Here is a 19063-nt window from a genome sequence, read left to right on the forward strand (position 1 = left end):
TTACTCCTCCTTCACTTTTGCTTGTTTAGACCATTTCTCAACAATCTCTCCATCTCGAAGAACAATGGTATGCTTAGCATATGAAGCAATTTCTGGCTCATGAGTAACCATAATGATAGTTTTTCCTTCATTGTTTAGCTCTGTTAATAGCTCCATAATTTGTTGACCAGTTTTAGTGTCTAAAGCACCAGTTGGTTCATCTGCTAAAATTAATGACGGGTTATTAACAAGAGCTCGAGCAATGGCAACTCTTTGTTTTTGACCACCTGAAAGCTCAGATGGTAAGTGACTTTTTCTATCTGATAATTCAACTTTTTCAAGTAGCTCTTCAGCCATTTTTCTACGTTTAGTTGAAGAAACACCAGCATAGATGAGGGGTAGTTCGACATTTTGAACAGCATCTAATTTTGATAATAAGAAAAATTGTTGAAACACGAAACCTAGTTCTTTATTTCTGACTTCAGCTAATTTTTTTTCTGATAAATCATCAACATATTGACCATTTAATTGATATTCACCTGATGTAGGTCTATCTAGTAAACCAATCATATTCATTAATGTAGATTTCCCTGAACCAGATGGGCCCATAATTGCTAGAAAATCTCCTTTTTCAACTCTTAGATTAATACCTTTTAAAACCTGTAATTCCTCATCACCATTATGATAACTCTTAATGATATTATGTAATTTAATAAGGGTATTTTCTTTATTCACTAGACTTATCCTCTGCTTCATCATCGTATGGTATAGCAATATCACCATCAATTGTTTGACCTTCTTTGAAATCATCCCAAGGAAAGTCGACAACAATTTGACCAATTTCTATACCACCAGTGACTTCTTGATAAACAGCATCCGCTTTTCCTATAGTCACTTCTTTTTTTGTGATTTTGCTTGTGTTTTTATTAAAAATCCAAACATAGTTTTTATCTTTTTCTTTAACAATTGCAGTAACTGGAACAAGTTTATTTTTTTCATTATTAATAACTTCAATACTTACTTTAAAACCTTGTTTTAAACTACTAGAATCACTTGTGAAGTTTATTTTAAATGGATACATTGAAGAATTTGATGACTGCTCACCTACTCCATTACTGGCTTCAGTTGGATAGTTTGAAACATAATTAATTTTACCAGTAAATGATTGATCTGGATAAACTTTTGAAGTGATTTTAACATCTTGATCAACTTTAATATTAGCTAAATCATATTCTGTTAAATCCCCTTCAACTTGCAATTGTCCCTCACTAACGATATGAATTAGAACTTGTCCACCTTGCTTAGAAGGGTTAACTGATGTATTCACTTCTACAACAGTTCCGCTAACATCACTAACAATAATTGTTTGGTTAAGTGCTTCTTGTGCTTTATTAACAACAGCTTGAGCATCAGCATATGCATCATATAAATCATTGAGTTGACTGTCAATAGATTTTTCAATAAGAGTAGATTCTAGTGCTTCTTCTCCATTATGGGTTTGGACGTTTGTAGCACCATTTCTAACTTCTTCAATTTGACGACCAACTTTATTTAGGGCTCTAACAGCTTGATCATATTCTGCTTGAGCAGCTGTTGTATCATATTGTAATAATTTTTGGCCTGGCTCAACAGCGTTACCAACTGAAACATCAAAGGAAGCAATCTCACCCTTAGAAGGATCATAATAAACATATTGTTCATTGAGAGCTTTCACTGTTCCAGACAACAAAGTACTAGAAGCTATCGATCCTTCAGTAACTTCAGCTAATGTATAAGGAGGTTTTGCATCATTTTCAACTAATGAGTTTTTATTTTGACTCCAAAAATATGCTGCTAAAATAAGAGCTAAAACTAAAATAGGCAATAAGATAAAAAGAGTTTTCTTTTTTTTAGAACCACCTTTAACTTTCCTTGACATCTTCGTCTCCTTTGTATTGTTTGTTTAATACAAGTATACTTTTTTTAAAATTAAAAGTCAAACAATAATTAAGAAAAAGTAAAACTAATTTTGATTTTTTTAAAATTTGAAGTTAATTAAATTTTTAGAAACAGCCTCATTATAATCATCCATTTTCTATTATAATGGTGTAATTACCTTACAAATTTGTTCTTTTTAGGTTACACAAGACTTTTTCACCAAAATAATCAATTTGACAATAAAGTAAGATATTGCTAAACTATAACATAATTTATATAAGGAGAAAATAAATGTCAATTTTAACAACTAAACAAAAAATAGCTGTTTCTGTCTGGCTTTTTTTAATCATCTATGGCATTGATTTTGAATTGTTTCCACTAATTGAGTATGATGGTCCAGTAATCAATCAAATTATTATTCTTTTTAGTACTCTCTTATTAGCATTTTATATAATACCAATGTCCCTTGCTATCAAATTTTTAAAAAAACAATTAAAGATTCCAAGTAAGATAATCATTGTTTCTATTATCTCAGGTATGTTAATTACTGGGTGGTTATCTAGTATCGGAAATGGTTTTTCCTATTCAGTATTACAAGTAATTGGTTTTGATAAGCAGTTTTTACAAGACTGGGAAGCAGCATTAACCGCTCCTTTTGTAGAAGAGACTATTAAAGCTTTAATGACTTTTTCAATTCTTTATTTTTTCAAGATTTTTAAAAAAGAAACTGTATTTATTTCTGGTTTAACAGTAGGATTTGGATTTCAAATTGTTGAAGATTTTGCTTATATTTTAACTGATGCTTCTGAGCAAATTGACTACACTATTGGTACAACTATTTCAAGAGTTTCAGGTGCACTTTCCTCACATTATCTTTACACATCAGTTTTATGCTTGGGTATATTTCTGTTAGTATCAAAATCTAAAGAAATATCTAAAAAGAAAATTATGACTTGGTCCTTTCTACCAATTTTACTTCATTTTTTATGGAATTCACCACTAAATGTCAGTCCGGTGATTTCTGCTATTTTAGCAACAATTTCTGTTCTTCTATTTATAGATGCTCTAACATTTATTTATCCAAAATTAAATTAAAAATAGTAAAAATCCTTGATTATAATGTTTTTTAGCATTATAATCAAGGATTTTTAAACTAATCATACGATAATATATTAATTATCTTCAGGAAGTATTTGATAAAGAAAAATACCAAAAATGGTTGAAACTGCAACACCTGGGATGTGAAGCCAAGGTGTTTGTATAATCAACCCACCAATTCCTGAAATAAGGATAACACTTGTGATAAAAAGATTTTTCTTATTGTCTAAATTAACTTTTGATTCTATTAGAATTTTAAGTCCGCTAGCACCAATAACACCAAATAAAGCTAATGAAATACCACCTACAACTGGTGTTGGAATAGAATGAATAAGAGCAGAAATTTTTCCTATAAAACTTAGAAGAATAGCAAATACTGCTGCTCCAGCAATCACATAAACAGAGTAGATTTTATTGAGTGCCATAACACCAATGTTTTCACCATAAGAAGTTACTGGTGGTGCTCCAAAAAATCCTGCAAGAACTTGTGCAAGACCATCACCTGCTAAGGTTTTATCAAGACCAGGATCTTTAAAATAATCTCTATCAGTTAAACTATTTAAAACCATCACATGCCCAAAATGCTCGGTCATTGTGACAAAAGCAATTGGTGCCATAGTTAAAATAGCACTAGGATAAAATTTTAAACTGTAGTTTAAAAAGAGAATATTGAATGAAGGTAAACTAAACCAGTTTGCTGCTTCAACTTCCGTGAAACTGACAAGTTCTTGTCCAGTTACTAAACCAAACAAGAGTGAAAATAAATATCCTGAAATTAGTCCTAAAAGTATAGGAATTACACCAATAATTCCCTTACCAAAAATATTAAAAAGTATGACAGCAAATAAAGTAAATAAGCCAATAACAACATAACTAACATTGTAAGTGCCATCTTTTAACATAACGTCATTAACTGCCACTGAAGCAAGACTAAGTCCAATAACCATAACAATTGGTCCCACCACTACAGGAGGCAAAATTTTATCAATCCAGTTATTACCTAACCTTCTAACAATAAAAGCTACTGCAAAGTAGACTAAACCCCCAGTGATTGCTCCTTGTGCTACAGCGCCAATTCCATCAGTTTTTAAAAGAGTTTGCATGGCACCGATATAGGCAAAACTAGAGCCCATATAGGCTGGAATTTTATATTTTGTTACTGATAAGTGGGCTAAAGTACCTAATCCACTTGAAAAAAGTGCCACAGCTGGGTCAATCCCCACAAGAATAGGAACAAGTACAGTAGCTCCAAACATAGCAAAAAGATGTTGAAAGGATAAACCTATAAGCAAACTTGGTTTTGGCATATCGTGAACATCATATCTAATCTCTTCCATTTTATCTCCTTATTAACTTGGATCATTTATAATAATAGAATCTTCATTATCAACTTCATACATTTTAACAATGATTTCTTCTCTTGAACTGGTAGGAATATTTTTGCCAACATAATCAGCTCGAATAGGTAATTCTCTATGACCTCTATCCACAAGAACGGCTAATGAAATCCTAGAAGGACGACCTAAACTTACCAAATTATCAATTGCAGCTCGAATCGTTCGTCCTGTGTAGAGAACGTCATCAACTAAGATAACGTCTCTATCAGTGACATCAACTGGCATATTTGTAGTATCCTCTTCAACTTTGATATCATCTCTAAAAGCTTTAGTGTCAATTTCACCTATAGGAATTAAAACCTCCTCTAACTGATTTAACTTTTCTTGTATTCTTTGAGCAATATAAACACCACGTGTTTTTATTCCTGCTAAAATAATGTTATCAAGGTTTTTATTACGTTCAATGATTTCATAAGTGATTCGCGTAATTGCACGTTGCATTGTAATGTCATCAACTATTTTTTTACTTTTCATTCATTGTCTTCCTTTCTATTAAAAAATCTCCTTTTTCAAGGAGATAACAAAATCTAAGTAAACAAATACCTATGCTTTTTATGCTCACCTTGCTTGCCTCTCAGGACAATTTTAAAGGGACTTATTTTTATAAAAGAATACCACATTATAGAATTTTTAACAAGTTATTTTATCTTAGTGGATGAGTTTGGTTAACACTTAACTATTTAGTTCTCTTAACTCTTGCAAGGTTTTTAGAAAAATTTCTGGAGGTTGGATTGAAAATGTCATCATTTCTTTTGTTTTTGGATGTGTAAAACCAATAGTCTTAGCATGTAAAAATTGTCCTTGGCCTTTTAAGGTTTTTTTGGGACCATATAGAGGATCACCAGCAATAGGATGTCCTATATAAGCCATGTGAACTCTTATTTGATGAGTTCTACCAGTTTCTAAGGTTAGTGACACTAAAGTATAATCACCGTATCTTTCTAAAACTTCAAACCTTGTAAGTGCCGGCTTACCACCTGTTTTGACTGCTTGTTTTTTTCGATTTTTATCACTCCTTGCAATTGGTGCTTCAATAATACCTCGATCATTAGGTAAATTACCATGTACAATAGCAAGGTAATGACGATAAGCTTTTTTGTTTTTTAATTCTTGTGCCAGTATTTGATGAGCTTGATTGTTTTTGGCAATCATTAATAAACCAGATGTGTCTTTATCAATTCTATGGACAATACCTGGTCTTACTACACCATTGATGCTTGATAAGTCCTTAATATGAAACAACAAAGCGTTTACAAGTGTTTTTGACGGATGACCGTGCGAAGGATGAACGACCATTCCTTGGGGCTTATTCACCACAGCAACATCATCATCTTCATAAACAATTTCAATAGGAATATCCTCAGCAACATAATCTAAAATAATTTCCTCAGGAATTTCATAATTCACTACATCACCAATTTTAACCATATATTTTGGTTTAACTTTTTTTTCATTAACAGTGATAGTTCCTTTTTTAATTTCTTCATTGGCTTGTACTCGTGATAACTTAGTATGATCAGCAAGCACTTTATCTAGACGAGTACCTGATTCATTGATGATTAATTTCATTTTAATTTTCTTTCCATAATGCTAAAATAAGAACAAAAACACCGACAGATAAATAAGAGTCAGCAAGATTAAATACAGCAAAATCCATAAAGTCAAGGTGAATCATATCAACAACATAACCCAGACGCAAACGATCAATAAAATTGCCAATACCACCAGCTATGATCAATAAAATTCCTATTCTAGTATAGACTTGATGATCTTTACTTTTAAGAAAAAAATTGATAGCAAATCCAATAAAACAAATAGTTACTACAAAGAAAAACAATTGTTGATTTTGAAGAATTGAAAAAGCAGCTCCATAATTTCGTAAATATGTTAAACTAAAAATTCCTGGTAAAAAGTGCTTCATCTCACCTTGAGAAATATTGGAAACAATCCAATATTTGCTTATTTGATCTAAAATAATAAGAATAAAACCGATACTAATAAAGTGTATTTTCTTCATTTGGACTTATTGAAAACCTTTCTTCAGAAATTTTTAAATATCTGTTATTATTATACCATAAGATAGCTGTCGAAAAATTAATACTTTAGATAATGAAAAAACTTTCTCATTTTTTGAGAAAGTTTTTATTACTGCTTATTTATTTTGCAATTGGATAGACAGAAACTTGTTTTTTGTCACGTCCTTTACGCTCGAAACGAACAACACCTTCAACTTTAGCAAAAAGTGTGTCATCTCCTCCACGTCCAACGTTAACACCTGGATAAATATGTGTACCACGTTGACGATAAAGAATTGAGCCTCCAGTAACAGTTTGACCGTCTGCTGCTTTAGCTCCTAAACGTTTAGATTGAGAATCACGTCCATTTGATGTAGATCCTCCACCTTTTTTGTGGGCAAAAAGTTGTAAGTTAGCAAGATTCATTTTTAACATAATGTTATTTCCTCTCTTTTATTAGTTTGTCATGATACTTGTTTTGACATATTCTGGGGAATCCTCAGAAAGCTTACTCATTCCAAGTAGAAACGATTCAAATAAAAGTTGAATAATTTCTCTATTAGATGAGGTGTCAAAATTTGAAAAGTCAATAGTCATTTCACCACCAGTAATATCATTGATATGATACTTTGGAATATAGGCTGCCAATGCCTCTAACGAATTAATAAAATTAATTGATAGAGTGGATACTGCTGCACACATGACATCATGACCATATTCACCACTAGCAGCGTGTCCCTTTATTTTAACTTTAACAGGATTACCATTAGATGATATTGATATGGTTGCTTTTATCATGTGCTATCCTTTTTTAAGCGTTAATAGCTTTAATGATAACCTTTGTATATGGTTGACGGTGACCTTGTTTACGGTGACTACCTTTTTTAGGTTTATATTTAAAAGTAACAACTTTTTTTTGTTTACCTTGTTTTTCTACAGTTCCAACAACTGTTGCGCCAGATACTAATGGTGTTCCAACAATTGTTTTTTCACCACCAACAAGAACAACTTCATCAAAAGTAACTTCTGTTCCTGCTTCCACATCAAGCTTTTCAATATAAATCGCTTGATCAACTTCAACTTTAACTTGTTTGCCACCAGTTTTAATGATTGCATATGTGCTCATGATGCACCTCCTATATTTTATTGTGAAGACTCGCCTTGTATTGTGAGATTGTATCTACTTATTAACAATAGTCGTGCGGTTGCACTGGATGTGCATTTAGTCAACATTACAATTCTACCACTATTTCTCTTTTTTGACAAGAATTTTATCAAATTATTTATTTTATTTTTTATTATGCTCTCGTAACTTAAAATGCAAGTAAGGCTTATTCATTTGACATACTTCATCAAAAAATTAAAATACTAAATAAAAGTCTCACTAACCCATTTTAGTAAAAATAACACTATAGCATTTTTCTAAATTAATTGTGATCTAATAAAAATTAACTTAAAGAAGTTAATTTTTAAAACACACCACTTAATGATAGACCTATTATGAGTTAATCACATTCATTTAAGTAAGCAATGATAAGATTTAAAGATTATATTCCAATTAATACTAAAAACTGTTTTAGCTAATTCAAGATAATTACTTAGGTATAAAGTAGTTTGTTTACCTAACTTAATATTAGGTTTTTACTTTTAAATCAATATCAATGGGAATGATACCGTAAGATATTTTTCGAAGCATTTTTTTAAATTCACCCATATCAACATCTAAACAGGTTGATAATAGTTGATACTTTTCACCCATCTCATAATAAAAATAAGGAATTAATTGGTAATCATTTTTTTCATAAAAAGCAAGACGATTCAAACGTTCTTGATAATTATCTGCGTTTTTATCCATTTCTTCAATCGCTAAAATAACCGGTCGACCATTAGAAGACGTTTTGATGGTTTTTAACAAACGACTACCATAAGATTGATTACGATATTGGGGATTAACTGCTAAAAATAGAAGAAATACAAAATTTTTTGAAAAAATAATATAAGAAAGTCCAACAAATTTATCATCATCATAATAAGCAATAAATTCTATATCACGACGATAAGCGTTTAATAATAAAGGTAGATAAGGAAATCTTTCAACTTTTGGAAAAGATGAAAGATATAATCTTTTGACGTCTTTTGATACTTTTGAAAATAAAGTAACTCTCTTTTTGATTAATTGCTTGGCCATTTTAAATCCACCAATTCATTCATCTCTTTATATGCTAAATCAACTTTTTCTTTCATGACATCATCTATGGTATCTCTATGCTTACCACCTACGATGAAATCTTCTAAAATCAAAACACGATAATCACGATATTCATAACCTTCTATGCCATACTCACCTTTACCCCAAGACCATACTTGTGTCGGATGTGCCTTAGCTTCTTTAATAATTGTTTTATTACCTTTTTTTTCAAAAATGACATCCATTAAAACACCTCGTTCTGTCCAAATATCATCAACTGTTTCAAGGCGTTGATTAGAAATAAAATTGCCCATTGAATACATAATTAATTTATTTTGATCATCTTTTACAACTATTTCAGCAGGTTGTGTTACATGAGGGTGTCCTCCAAATACAACATCTGCTCCCCAATCAATCATTTTATGATAAAGATTAACTTGTTCTTGATTGGGTTCTCTTTGATATTCTACACCCATTTGAGGCATAACAATAGTGATGTCTGCTTTTTTTTCAGCAATTTCAATTTCAGCTTGCATTTTTTCTTCATCTAAATCTGATAAGTGCTTTTCATACTCATCTTGTGACAAATTGGCTTCCATACCATTGTATCCATATGCGTAAGCTAAAATAGCAATTTTTATACCATTTACTTCCTTAATCAAAATTTCTTCTGACGCACGATTTTTTTTATAAATACCAACAGAGTCAATCCCAACTTCTTTAAAGGTATCAACCGTGTTAAAAGCACCAGCCAATTGGGAATCTAGTATATGATTATGTGCTAAATCAACTACATCATAACCAATTGTTTTTAAGTTATTGGCAATTTCACTTGGAGCATTAAATAAAGGATAACCAGCAAGTGGAAAATCTAGACTAATGGTACCTTCATAATCTCCAATTGCTAAATCAGCTTCACTAATCCAACTTTTAGCATATTCAAAATAAGGGGTGAAATCATAGCTATCATCAGACTTTCTAGCACTAGTGATTAAAATGTCGTGCAATAAAATATCCCCATTTGCAATAATTCTAGCTGTTGTCACCTTTTGATCAACTTTTTTGGTCTGCTTTTCATTTTTTATTGCAGAACTTAGCTGTGATTGATTAAGTAAAACAGCTAAAAAAGAAATGGTTAGTAACGTTACAAGTGATAATAGGAGTAATAAAGTTTCTTTTTTAATTTTGGGCATTGCATTTCCTCCTTTTTTTCTGTTATTATACCCTATTTTATACCGCTTGATAAGTAAAAATAAAAATAGATGGAAAATCATTTATTAAAGATTTTAAGATCTATTTTTATTGGCAAATAGAAGCGACAAAAAATTATTAATTCAGAACATGCATATTTTAACAAAAAAGACAAAACATTATTGTTTTAGTCTCTTCATTGTTTAAAGAAAATTGTCAATCATTTGTGTTAAATTATCCTCTTTAGCTTTTGAAGTAATTTCAATAATACTTAAGCTTTCAACAGCACGTGCAACCAAGCCCTCAATATCTAAGCGTTTTTCATAAACTTCAACCTTATGTTCCTTAGGATTAGTTTTGGGACGATCTGGTGCAAAAATAGTACAACAATCCTCAAAGGGTTGAATAGAAATATCAAAAGTGTCAATTTTTTCGGCTAGTTGAATTATTTCAAGTTTATCCATAGTGACAACAGGTCGAATAATGGGTGTTGATGTGACTGCATTAATGACTTGCATGCTTTCAAGAGTTTGACTGGCAACTTGTCCTAAGCTTTCTCCATTTATAATCACTAAACCACGTCTTTTTTCTCTAATTGCATCAGTAATACGCATCATAAAACGACGAGTTATTGTCATTAGATAAGCTTCGGGAGTCTTATTTTTAATCTCTTCTTGAATTTCAGTTAAAGAAACTTCAATAAATTGAATGTTGCCTCCAAACTTAACTAATTTTCTTGCTAATTCATGTGCTTTTCTTAACGAACCAGGACTTGTGTAAGGTGGGCTAGCAAAATGTACAACCTCAATAGAGACCCCTCTTTTTAGAGCAAGATAACCAGCAACAGGCGAATCAATTCCACCAGATAACATTAACATTCCTTTACCAGAAGTACCCACAGGTAAGCCTCCAGCACCTTTAATATTTTCATATGACAAATAAACCGCTTCATCTCGAACCTCAACCTTCAAATCAATGTCTGGGTTTTTCATTTGAGCCTTTATGTCTGGAATTACCTCAAAAACTGCACTTCCTAATATTTGATTTAACTCACAGCTATCAAATTCAAAGGAATGATCACTTCGCTTACTAGTGATTTTAAATGTCATTCCTTCTTTGTAAATTTTAGTCATTACGTCTTGAACAGCTTGTTTAATCACAGGCATTTCCTTTTTTATCTTATAAGAAGGTGAAAATGCTTGAATTCCAAAGATTTCTTTCAATGACTCCGACACAGCTTGGTAATCTGCTCCATTTAAAAACACATGACCCCGATCTCGCTCGGCAATAACTTTAACATCAGGAAAAACAGATAAAACATCTTCTATATTTCTTTTTAATTTATTAATAAATTGCATTCGATTTTTCCCTTTTGTTGATAATTCACCATAGCGAATCATAATTTCTGAATAATCCATTTTAACCTCTTACTTTCTCTAATTTTTCATAAATATGATGAAATACTGTTAAAAATTGTTCAATTTCAGCCATATTGTTACCATCACTAAAACTAATTCTTACAGCTGTCTGAGCAATATTTGCTTCAATTCCCATATTGATTAAAGTACTTGCAATTTTTCCAGCACGAGATGAACAAGCACTTGTTGTTGATAGATAAATATCATGTTCTTCAAAAGCATGTAATAGAACTTCTCCTTTAATACCTTTAATACCAAAAGTAAGAATATGAGTAGAAAATTTAGAAGTGCTATCAGAAAATAAGATAACATCTTTTTTATCTTTTAATGACTGATAAAGAACTTCTTTTAGTTGTTTTATTCTTTGGTTTACAGTGTCTTTTTGGCTCATGACTATGCGAAGAGCCTTTGCCATTGAAACAATCCCTGCTACATTTTCAGTTGTGCTTCGAAGTTGTTTTTCTTGACCTCCACCTGATAAAAGAGAAGAAATCATTTTTCCATTTTTTTTATATAAAAAGCCAACCCCTTTCACAGCATGAAATTTATGGCCAGAAAAACTAGCAAAATCTACACGTTCAGGTAAAAATAAATCAGTGTCCAATTTACCAATAGCTTGAACGGCATCCACATGAAATGAAATTTTGGGCCAATCAGTCAATAGAGTTGCAATTTCTTTAATGGGTTGAATAGCACCAATTTCATTATTAACTGCCATAATAGAAACAATGATTGTATCTTTTCTAAGTAGTTTAGATAATTTTTCAATAATAACAAAACCTTTTTTATCAACTGGTGCATAATCAATTTCAAAACCAAATTTTTCTAAAAATTTTGCGGATTCTATAACCGCAGGATGCTCTATACTTGAAATGATAATATGTTTACCAAAATTCATTTTTTCAAAAGCAAGGCCTTTTATTGCCCAATTATCACTTTCTGTTCCACCAGAAGTAAAAAAGATTTCATTTGCGTGTTTACCAATTAGATCAGCTATTTGTTTTCTTGCTGCTTCTAAAATTCTTGAAGACTGAGAACCAAGTTGATGAAGACTTGATGGATTTCCAATAATTTTTTTAGAAACTTCTTCATAAGTTTCTAAAACTTCAGAATAAGGAATTGTTGTTGCTGCATTATCAAAATAAATCATGTCCTGTCCTTTCATGAAAAGAGATGAAATTATAATTTTTAAGTTGTCGTTTTAATTTTTAGCTTTTTTGTAGAAAGATTGTTTGGCAAATAGATAAAAAGCCGTCATAAACATTTCATAAATAATAAAAAAGAGAATAAAACAAGACAAGAAAAAATTCTGTGGCAAAATTAGAATGACAGGATCCGTTGTTGGATTAAACAGCCAAGATGAATCCCCAGGAAATAAAATATTATGAAATAAAGTAAAGAAATTATCAAAACCAATAAAAAAAGTAAAAACAGCTATTAAAATTGGTAAAATAATTGCATTTAAATAATATTTCTGATAGATTCCAAAACTAAAATTTTTTATTTTCATCTTAAAAAATAATAGACTCGCAATACTAAGAATCAGTGCAATTATTTGAGTTGAATGAAACAATAACTTAACATCAAAAAAGTGTTTAAGACCACTTACTGATGTAGGGAAATCTGGCATTAGTAAGTCTGTTTTTAAAGGATTAGTTAAAAAAAACATTAATTGATTGAAATTTTCTACAATTTTTTCATGTGATAAAGAAACGATATCTGTCAACTTAAAATAATGAATCACTAGTGGATAAGCTAGCCAGGTAAGACAAATAGTCATTAGGATACTAATTGATAATAACCAGATAATAGAAAGACTAATAATGAATTTATTTTTCATCAAATTCCCACTCCGATAAACTATTTAAAATAAAGTCTGGTTTAACTGGTAAAGTGCTAGTTTCTTCGGGTTTTGTAAAACCAGTTGTCACTAAAAGACTTGAAATACCATTATCAATAGCAGCTTTGATATCTGTTTTGTAATTATCTCCCACGACAATAGCATCTTTTTTTTCAACCCCTAAAATCGATAGGGCTTTTTCTATAATAATTGCTTCAGGTTTTCCAATAATAATTGGTTTGACACGTGTTGCCGCTTGTAAAAAAGCAAGTAAAGCACCAGCACCAGGTTGTAAACCTTTTTCGGTGGGAATATTAAGATCAGGATTAGTACCAATAAAAGTGGCACCATTCAAAATAGCAAGAGTTGCAATAGATAGTTTTTCATAATCTAACGTTCTATCTAAACCAACAACAACATAAGCCGGATTTTGACTATTCTCAATATATCCATTGTTAAAAATAGCTGTTTTTAAACCTTCTTCACCTATAACAAAAGCTGTTTTTTCTTTCCCCAAATCATTCATATAATCAAGCGTGGCTAAAGAAGCTGTGTAAATACTATCTAGAGATGTATTAATATTAAAGTTAGTTGACAACATGGTTTTAATGGCTTCAGGTGTCCTTGTCGTGTTATTAGTTAAAAAGAGATAAGGAAGATATTTTTCTTGCAAGCGATGAACAAAAGCTTCTCCTTCAGGAATTCTATCTTTTCCTTTGTAGATGGTTCCATCAAGATCAATAATATAAGCTTTATAAGTCATTTTTTCTCCATTCTATAATCGCTTGGGCATGCAGGTTATTATCACACTTAATATCGTGATAAGTAGTTTTACCATCAACTTTAACAGCACTTGTTATTTGTCCATCACCAATTATTTCTTTGATATATCTCATATTGATTTTTTTAGGGGTATGTTCTTTTAAGAAATTAAAAGATAAACTTTCATAAAACCAAGTAAGATATTGGCTATTGTTTACATGACCATTTAAATCATAAGCAAAAAAAGTAATAGGTAAAACTGTCTCTTTTGCTTCTTTCAAAATTTGGTATTTTGGCCCTTTGAGTCGTTTTTTTGTCTTTAAAGACTCATAAGGTAAAACAATTTCATCTGGTATCGATTTCAACTTTCTTGTTTCATAATCTATCAAAACAAAACTTGCCATAATAGTCAAAAGGCATTTTGAAGCAGTGTCATAAATTTTAAAAACCCGGTAACAAAAGTATCGGTTGTAACTGATAGCCTCTGTCTCAATTATAATTTCTTCATTATAACATGGTAAACGATTAATACTAATATCATAGTCTGTAACCACCCAAACCAAATGATAATCATTAAATATTTTTTGATCGCCAACCCCAAGTTCTTTTGATTGGATGCCTGAAATATAGAGACATCTTGATAAAAGATTTGATAGTTTCATATTTTGATTCAAATCAACATCATAAAACGGCACTCGAAGAGACATCTTAAATTTTTTCCCCATAATTTTACTCCAAAATAAATTTCTCTGCAATACTATCTCCTAAAAACAACCCTTTTTTGGTCATTCTAACTCTATCACCAGTAATCTGCAATAAACCATTTTGACAGAGTTCAGAAACAACATCTCCATATTGTTTTTCAAATGAGAGATTGAATTTCTTTTCAAAACTTGCAATTGAAATTCCTGTTTTTTTACGTAATCCCAAAAACATCTCTTCTTCAATTTTTTCTTTTTGACTGAGAACTTCTTCTATAACTCTTGTTGAACCATTTTTAACAGCATTTAGGTAATGTCTAATGGGCCCGTGATTTTTATAGCGAATGCCATCAATATAGCCTGAAGCCCCTGCTCCAAAGCCAAAATATTCATCATTGTTCCAGTACATAAGATTGTGCTGACTTTGAAATTCTGGTTTAGAAAAATTAGAGATTTCATAATGCTCAAAGCCATTATTTTCTAGTTCAAAAATAATATACTCAAACATTTCTGCTTCTAAATCTTCAGTTGGTAATGGGAGTTTTCCTCGACGCATTTTATTCATAAAAACGGTATGATGTTCAAGAATTAAGCTATAAAGACTAAGATGAGGAATGTCAAGAGCCAGAGCTTTTTTTACATTTTCTTTTACATCAGCCATCGTCTGATTAGGAAGAGCATAGATAAGATCAATAGAAATGTTTTCAAATCCAGCATTTTTTAAAATATCAATACTTTCATAAATTTGTCGCTCATTATGACCTCTTCCAATTTGAATGAGATGTTTGTTATTAAAGGTTTGAACTCCCAAAGACACACGATTGATTGCAGAATTTTTGAGAACAGCCACTTTATCTTTAGTTAAATCACCTGGATTAGCTTCTATTGTAAATTCCGATAGTTGTGAAAGATCAAGATTCTTTTGCAGGTTGTGTAATAAGTATTCTAATTGATTGGCTTTAATAGCTGTTGGCGTACCTCCACCAATATATAATGTTTTTAATTGTTTAATATTATAAGAATCAAATTCACAAATCAAAGCCTTTAAGTATTCATCCACAGGTTGATTTTTGATGAAAACTTTTGAAAAATCACAATAATAACAGATTTGTGTACAAAAAGGAATATGGACATAAGCTGACGTTGGTTTTTTTTGCATAAAACTATTTTAACATTTTTAAGTCAGAAAAGAGAAATTGAGCTCTTATTCTCTAAAAAGAGGTTAACTCCTTTTGTTTGTAGAAATGAATGAATTCAATAAATGACAATAATAGACTATCATTAAACTATTGACTATAAATGGATAAAGGCTAGGTACTTTTGTACCAGCCTTATCTTTTAAATTCCAATCTCAGCTTTAACAACATCCGCAATAGTATCAACATAATAGTCAACTTCTTCATGGGTAGGTGCTTCAGCCATCACACGTAAAAGAGGTTCGGTGCCGCTAGGACGAACAAGAATACGGCCATTTCCAGCCATTTCCTCTTCCATTTTTGTAATAATTTCAGAAATAGCTGGAACTTGCATTACCTTATTCTTCATTTTATTATCAACACGTATGTTAACAAGCTTTTGTGGAAAAATGGTTACCTCACTAGCTAATTGTGATAATGATTTTCCAGTTTCTTTCATGATTTTAGTCAACTGAATCGCTGTCAATTGACCGTCTCCAGTAGTATTATAATCCATAATAATCACGTGACCTGATTGTTCTCCGCCAAAATTATATCCTGATTTTCTCATTTCTTCAACAACATAACGATCTCCTACAGCTGTTACAACTTTATGAATATCCTCTCGCTCAAGAGCTTTATGAAAGCCAAGATTTGACATGACAGTTGTTACAATTGTATTTTTTGCTAGCTCTCCCCTTTCAAAAAGGTATTTACCAATAATATACATGATTTTGTCACCATCAACAATTTTTCCTTTTTCATCAACAGCAATCAATCGATCACTGTCACCATCAAAAGCTAAACCAATTGCTGATTGACTTTCTAGGACAAGTTTTTGAAGGGCTTCAGGGTGTGTGGATCCTACGCCATCATTAATATTTAATCCATCAGGTTGTTCACCAATAATTTTAATATCAGCATTTAAATCCAAGAAGATTTGTCGAGCTGAAACGCTTGCTGATCCATTTGCCGAATCTAGTGCGATTTTCATTTTGTTTAAGTCAGTTCCTGTAGAGACAAGGAATTTCACATACTTTCTTATACCTTCTGGAAAATCAACTAGCCTTCCAAGGCCTTTTGCACTTGGACGTGGAAGAGTATCTTCTTTTTTATCAAGTAATTTTTCGATCTCTAATTCTTTTTCATCATCCAATTTAAAGCCATCATTTCCAAAGAATTTAATACCATTATCTAAAGCAGGATTGTGACTTGCTGAAATCATAACACCTGCACTTGCACCTTCTGTTCTTACAAGATGAGAAACTGCAGGTGTGGCTAAAACCCCTAATTTATATACTTCAATTCCAACTGATAAAAGACCTGCCACTAAAGCTGCTTCAAGCATTTCACCAGAAATACGAGTATCCCTAGCAACCAAGACCTTAGGAATTTTTTGTTCATGTTGACTCAAAACATAGCCCCCGAACCGACCTAATTTAAAAGCTAATTCAGGTGTTAATTCAATATTAGCCTCTCCACGAACACCATCTGTTCCAAAATATTTTCCCATAATTATCTAGTGATTTCTCACTATCCTCCTTTTGTCTATTTCTTTTAAAGTTTCTATTTTTTCTCAACTGTTAAGGTTAACTTCATTGTTTCTGGAACTACTGAAACATTATCAGCTAGTAATTCAATTGTACGAATAGTATTTTTCTTAACATTTGAGATATCGACTTGAACTCTAATTTCTGATGTGCTATCCAAATTTTCCTGTGATCCAAAAATCAAAGCTTCACTACTTTCAAGCTCATAACGAATATTTTTTAGACTATTATCAATAGTACCCGTTAATTCAATAACAACTGGAACTGTTTTACTGAGTCTTTTTAACTCAACAGATAATTTTGCACTAACAGGATCTATCTTGCTCGGTAAAATAGTGCCATTTTCCGAAACAGCCTGTAAGATAACATTTTCTTCTAAATCATCTGACAGTTTGTAGTCATCGGGAAAAGAAGCTATAACATGATCTATTTGGCCAATAGTTGCCTCATCACTAGTGACCTCAACTTTTTTGACATCTGTTTTTATATTTTTTAATTCATAACCTTCAACCAATTGTTCGTTTTTAATGGTTGGTATCACATCAAATTTTTTAGTTTCTTTTTTTCCTATTGTAACTTCCATTGTTGCTGGTGATACTTGTCCAGTTACCTCAGAAGGCATTTCTTTTATAACTAATGGTACTTTTGTTTGTCCTACACCAAGATTACTCAAATCGGCAACAACCTGAAAATTTCTTGTTGAGGGGTTAATTTCTGAATCCAGCTTAACACGATTGGTTGATGTAAGATAAACCTCAACTTCATAAGAATAACCACTAATAAAATATTCGTCACTATCATATTTAATATCAATAGGAATATTCTCAAGAGTATGTGTGTAGGTTTCAGTAACACGATTAATTTGCGAAGTAGTGCTATTATAATTACTTGATTTCGCAGTCAGAAATAAGAAAAATGCAAAGAAAACAGATGCAAGCATAAGGCTAATTTTTTTTACTAAAAATCGCTTCATCATAATTTCTTACCTCCAAAGAGTTTTGTCCAATTAAAACCAAAATGTTTCTTTTTGGCTTTTGGCGAAAGAACGGCATGTAATTCTTTATCAAATTTGTCTAAAGATAAATCATGGACAAGTCTTTCTTTATAGGCAAAAGATATTGCCCCTGTCTCCTCTGAAACAATAACCGTCAAGGCATCAGAGCGTTCTGATAAACCAAGAGCTGCTCTATGTCTTGTTCCAAATTCTTTTGATATATCCTTTGATTCTGTTAAGGGTAAATAACAAGAAGCTGCAGCAACTTTATTTCCACTGATAATAACCGCTCCATCATGAAGAGGAGTGTTTGGAATAAAGATGTTAATCAATAATTGACTAGAAACATCGGCATCAAGTGGAATTCCTGTTGAAATGTACTCTCTAAGCCCTTGCGTATTTTCAATTGAAATCAAAGCTCCAATCTTACGAGGACTCATATATTTAACAGCTTTAACTAAAGCAGTTATCAACTTTTCTTCATTTGTTAATGTCTGTGTTTGAATAAAGGATTGAGGTGTTCTTCCAAAACGCTCAAGTCCTGACCTAATTTCTGGTGCGAAAATAATTACTCCAGCAATTACACCATAAGTTATAACCTGGTTCATCAAGTAAGTAAGTGTTGTAAAACCTAGCAATCCTGAAATAAATCTTATGACAACAAATAAAACAGCCCCTTGCACCAAAGACATTACTTTAGTTCCTGCAAGAGCTTTGATAAAACGATAAATCAACCATGATACAATAAGGATGTCAACAAGATTAATGAAGATGGTAATTGGATTATCAAAAAGTGACTTCCAAAAATTAGCATCAATATTAAATAAATTACTCATGT

The 19063-nt window shown here is 31.4% G+C and carries 21 protein-coding genes and 1 other annotated feature; of the genes, 1 reads left to right on the top strand and 20 read right to left on the bottom strand.

Translation table 11 applies throughout. The features are described 5' to 3' along the window. Both A3I1_RS0102465 and A3I1_RS0102470 read right to left on the bottom strand, forming a co-directional pair. On the bottom strand, positions 1 to 714 hold the full coding sequence (locus tag A3I1_RS0102465; protein ID WP_018369744.1) for an ABC transporter ATP-binding protein: 714 nt from the start codon (positions 712 to 714) through the stop codon (positions 1 to 3). Further along, positions 707 to 1897, bottom strand: a complete 1191-nt coding sequence (locus A3I1_RS0102470; RefSeq protein ID WP_018369745.1) for an efflux RND transporter periplasmic adaptor subunit — start codon at positions 1895 to 1897, stop codon at positions 707 to 709. The genes A3I1_RS0102465 and A3I1_RS0102470 overlap by 8 nt, the downstream gene beginning before the upstream one ends. A gap of 290 nt (positions 1898 to 2187) precedes the next feature. On the opposite strand from A3I1_RS0102470, the gene A3I1_RS0102475 reads away from it, so the two are divergent. After that, entirely contained in the window at positions 2188 to 2991 is an 804-nt protein-coding gene (locus A3I1_RS0102475) for a PrsW family glutamic-type intramembrane protease (protein ID WP_018369746.1), read from the top strand. A 77-nt stretch (positions 2992 to 3068) separates the two neighbouring features. On the opposite strand, the gene A3I1_RS0102480 is transcribed toward A3I1_RS0102475, so the two are convergent. The 18 genes from A3I1_RS0102480 to cdaA all read right to left on the bottom strand — a co-directional run bounded on the left by A3I1_RS0102480 (position 3069) and on the right by cdaA (position 19061). Further along, positions 3069 to 4331, bottom strand: a complete 1263-nt coding sequence (locus A3I1_RS0102480) for a uracil-xanthine permease family protein (protein WP_018369747.1) — start codon at positions 4329 to 4331, stop codon at positions 3069 to 3071. Between the two features lie 12 nt (positions 4332 to 4343). Next, positions 4344 to 4865: a bifunctional pyr operon transcriptional regulator/uracil phosphoribosyltransferase PyrR gene (gene pyrR / locus A3I1_RS0102485; protein ID WP_018369748.1), complete on the bottom strand. Its 522-nt coding sequence runs from the start codon at positions 4863 to 4865 to the stop codon at positions 4344 to 4346. Positions 4866 to 5063: 198 nt separating this feature from the next. Beyond that, entirely contained in the window at positions 5064 to 5960 is an 897-nt protein-coding gene (locus A3I1_RS0102490; RefSeq protein WP_018369749.1) for an RluA family pseudouridine synthase, read from the bottom strand. 1 nt (position 5961) lies between these two features. Beyond that, positions 5962 to 6408, bottom strand: a complete 447-nt coding sequence (gene lspA / locus A3I1_RS0102495; RefSeq protein ID WP_018369750.1) for a signal peptidase II — start codon at positions 6406 to 6408, stop codon at positions 5962 to 5964. A 139-nt stretch (positions 6409 to 6547) separates the two neighbouring features. Next, on the bottom strand, positions 6548 to 6841 hold the full coding sequence (gene rpmA, locus A3I1_RS0102500; protein ID WP_018369751.1) for a 50S ribosomal protein L27: 294 nt from the start codon (positions 6839 to 6841) through the stop codon (positions 6548 to 6550). Between the two features lie 21 nt (positions 6842 to 6862). Beyond that, positions 6863 to 7204 (bottom strand): ribosomal-processing cysteine protease Prp, encoded by a 342-nt coding sequence (locus A3I1_RS0102505; protein ID WP_018369752.1) that lies wholly within the window; start codon positions 7202 to 7204, stop codon positions 6863 to 6865. A 13-nt stretch (positions 7205 to 7217) separates the two neighbouring features. Then, complete coding sequence (rplU, locus tag A3I1_RS0102510) at positions 7218 to 7532, bottom strand: 50S ribosomal protein L21 (protein ID WP_018369753.1); 315 nt, start codon at positions 7530 to 7532, stop codon at positions 7218 to 7220. A 16-nt stretch (positions 7533 to 7548) separates the two neighbouring features. Further along, positions 7549 to 7623 (bottom strand) — a sequence feature (ribosomal protein L21 leader region). A gap of 416 nt (positions 7624 to 8039) precedes the next feature. After that, on the bottom strand, positions 8040 to 8594 hold the full coding sequence (locus A3I1_RS0102515; RefSeq protein WP_018369754.1) for a GNAT family N-acetyltransferase: 555 nt from the start codon (positions 8592 to 8594) through the stop codon (positions 8040 to 8042). After that, the gene (locus A3I1_RS0102520; protein WP_018369755.1) at positions 8579 to 9787 is read right to left on the bottom strand and encodes a CapA family protein; all 1209 of its coding nucleotides are present in this window, start codon (positions 9785 to 9787) and stop codon (positions 8579 to 8581) included. Before A3I1_RS0102520 ends, A3I1_RS0102515 begins: the two co-directional genes overlap by 16 nt. Before the next feature lie 201 nt (positions 9788 to 9988). Next, a complete protein-coding gene (gene thiI, locus A3I1_RS0102525; protein WP_018369756.1) occupies positions 9989 to 11203 on the bottom strand; it encodes a tRNA uracil 4-sulfurtransferase ThiI in 1215 nt (404 codons plus the stop codon). 1 nt (position 11204) lies between these two features. Then, positions 11205 to 12353 (bottom strand): cysteine desulfurase family protein, encoded by a 1149-nt coding sequence (locus A3I1_RS0102530; protein ID WP_018369757.1) that lies wholly within the window; start codon positions 12351 to 12353, stop codon positions 11205 to 11207. Between the two features lie 51 nt (positions 12354 to 12404). Beyond that, positions 12405 to 13043, bottom strand: a complete 639-nt coding sequence (locus A3I1_RS0102535; RefSeq protein ID WP_018369758.1) for a TIGR01906 family membrane protein — start codon at positions 13041 to 13043, stop codon at positions 12405 to 12407. Continuing rightward, complete coding sequence (locus A3I1_RS0102540; RefSeq protein WP_018369759.1) at positions 13033 to 13806, bottom strand: TIGR01457 family HAD-type hydrolase; 774 nt, start codon at positions 13804 to 13806, stop codon at positions 13033 to 13035. The genes A3I1_RS0102535 and A3I1_RS0102540 overlap by 11 nt, the downstream gene beginning before the upstream one ends. Beyond that, on the bottom strand, positions 13796 to 14530 hold the full coding sequence (locus A3I1_RS0102545; RefSeq protein ID WP_026216738.1) for an acyl-ACP thioesterase domain-containing protein: 735 nt from the start codon (positions 14528 to 14530) through the stop codon (positions 13796 to 13798). The genes A3I1_RS0102540 and A3I1_RS0102545 overlap by 11 nt, the downstream gene beginning before the upstream one ends. Positions 14531 to 14534: 4 nt before the next feature. Beyond that, on the bottom strand, positions 14535 to 15665 hold the full coding sequence (hemW, locus tag A3I1_RS0102550; RefSeq protein WP_018369761.1) for a radical SAM family heme chaperone HemW: 1131 nt from the start codon (positions 15663 to 15665) through the stop codon (positions 14535 to 14537). A 179-nt stretch (positions 15666 to 15844) separates the two neighbouring features. Continuing rightward, entirely contained in the window at positions 15845 to 17194 is a 1350-nt protein-coding gene (gene glmM / locus A3I1_RS0102555; RefSeq protein WP_018369762.1) for a phosphoglucosamine mutase, read from the bottom strand. Positions 17195 to 17247: 53 nt separating this feature from the next. Then, positions 17248 to 18207 carry a CdaR family protein gene (locus A3I1_RS0102560; RefSeq protein ID WP_018369763.1) on the bottom strand — a complete coding sequence of 320 codons (960 nt, stop codon included), beginning with the start codon at positions 18205 to 18207 and terminating at the stop codon, positions 17248 to 17250. Next, complete coding sequence (cdaA, locus tag A3I1_RS0102565) at positions 18204 to 19061, bottom strand: diadenylate cyclase CdaA (RefSeq protein WP_018369764.1); 858 nt, start codon at positions 19059 to 19061, stop codon at positions 18204 to 18206. The genes A3I1_RS0102560 and cdaA overlap by 4 nt, the downstream gene beginning before the upstream one ends. Positions 19062 to 19063 lie beyond the last annotated feature (2 nt).

Source organism: Streptococcus marimammalium DSM 18627 (assembly GCF_000380045.1).
GTDB classification, from domain to species: Bacteria; Bacillota; Bacilli; order Lactobacillales; family Streptococcaceae; genus Streptococcus; species Streptococcus marimammalium.